The sequence below is a fragment of the Candidatus Accumulibacter vicinus genome (assembly GCF_000584955.1).
Taxonomy (GTDB): Bacteria; Pseudomonadota; Gammaproteobacteria; order Burkholderiales; family Rhodocyclaceae; genus Accumulibacter; species Accumulibacter vicinus.
Window position 1 is genome coordinate 43,862 of the sequence record NZ_JDSS02000051.1, and the last position, 1,485, is coordinate 45,346.

Here is a 1,485-nt window from a genome sequence, read left to right on the forward strand (position 1 = left end):
GATAACCCCCGAGAACGAAGCAAACGCAGCAGAAATTAATAATCTACAAATCCAGAGAAAACTCTCGAAAGTGGATTTCATTAGACAACCTCCAGCAATCAATAAGAATCAAACAAAAATATTATCGCCAGATTCACTACATCTGCCGATGCCACAGTGCCACGCGCTTACAACATCTAAAACATTAATAATCCCCCTCACCGTGTTATCGTGTAATTGAGACCTGCCTCTGATCAGCCGGAACCTTTGTGATATCGATTCTTTCCGTTGCTCCCACGACAGCCCCGGTAATAGTCAGAACTGTTTTAATGGGTCGCTCTCTACAGAAGGGATCGACGCCTGCCGCGAACCCGGCCAGATCTCCGGACAAAGACTGTCCTTTAGCAATCCCAACGGTGCGTGGGCTCGCAAAGATTCTGCCTCGACAAGCGCTAAACACTTCTCTCAAGAATGTCACCGTCACATCGAGATCAGGCACCGTCGTTGGCGCGAGGTCCGCCGCATTTACCAGTTGCAGATAGAACGGCGCGTCTGCCAACGCTTTGTCCCCGGATGGGTGAAAACGAACCCCCCGAAGCGTTCCGAAGCGCGCAGTACACAATGTAGCTCCAGTACCTGCGGAAAACACAAAACTTAGCCGGGAGCTCGAGCCAAGGGTTGCACAGTAGTCCTCCCAGTAAAGGAAGTCCGAACCGGGCTCTGGTTTTGCCTCCACAGTAAGTAGTGTTCCAGCCTTGACGCCCAGAAGACAATCTACCGCGCAATCCTTGAGGATTTCCGTTCCGGGGGCATCTGAAACAGTTATTTTCCCTTTGCCAGCACCCTTCGTCATGAGGTGCAAGGCTTCGCAACTTTCCCCCATCAGCTTGCATCTCCTCTTGTCCGCTTCCAAATCCCCGGCAGGTCCAAGGTCAGACAAAATGAGCTGGATAAATTCAGTCGAGGAATCGATTGCCAAGCGTGCTGCCTCGGAATAACCCGCACGAACCTCCGTGTCCTTGTTAATTCCCGCAGCAGGCACCACCAAGTTCCTATCCTTGTCAAAACTCCCAGGGCACTTTACCGGATCATTACATAGATCACCTCTTCCGTGACCGCACTTGGCGGCCCCTACAAAGAAATAATAGTCTGTACTACCAAATTTCAGATTAGAAACGTCCCAATATTCACTGGTCAGGGCTGCTCCAGGAATAGGACCCGACGAAAAGCAAGTATTATCACTGGGCTTCGCATGCGGGATGATAAAACCACTATCCCAAAGAGGGGCCGTGCCGGTATGCCCCTTTTCTACCCATGTGGAATGGGAATAGAAATCCTGAAAAGTATGCAGCGCAGAACCCAAGTTTCTACGCGGTATTGAGCCGCCATCGGGCAGTATGAAAACCCCTAAGCGGATACTGTCGCGCAGACCTCTCAGGCGTTTCTGTCCGTCCTCAAATGCATACCCTTACGCACAACTCATTGAGCATGTTTTGCCGACTTTGT

1 protein-coding gene is annotated in these 1,485 nt (G+C 50.8%); it reads right to left on the minus strand.

What is annotated here, in order from left to right; translation table 11 throughout:
• Nucleotides 1-205: 205 nt before the first annotated feature.
• Nucleotides 206-1,342 (minus strand): hypothetical protein, encoded by a 1,137-nt coding sequence (locus tag CAPSK01_RS20155; protein ID WP_273704184.1) that lies wholly within the window; start codon nt 1,340-1,342, stop codon nt 206-208.
• Nucleotides 1,343-1,485: the final 143 nt, after the last annotated feature.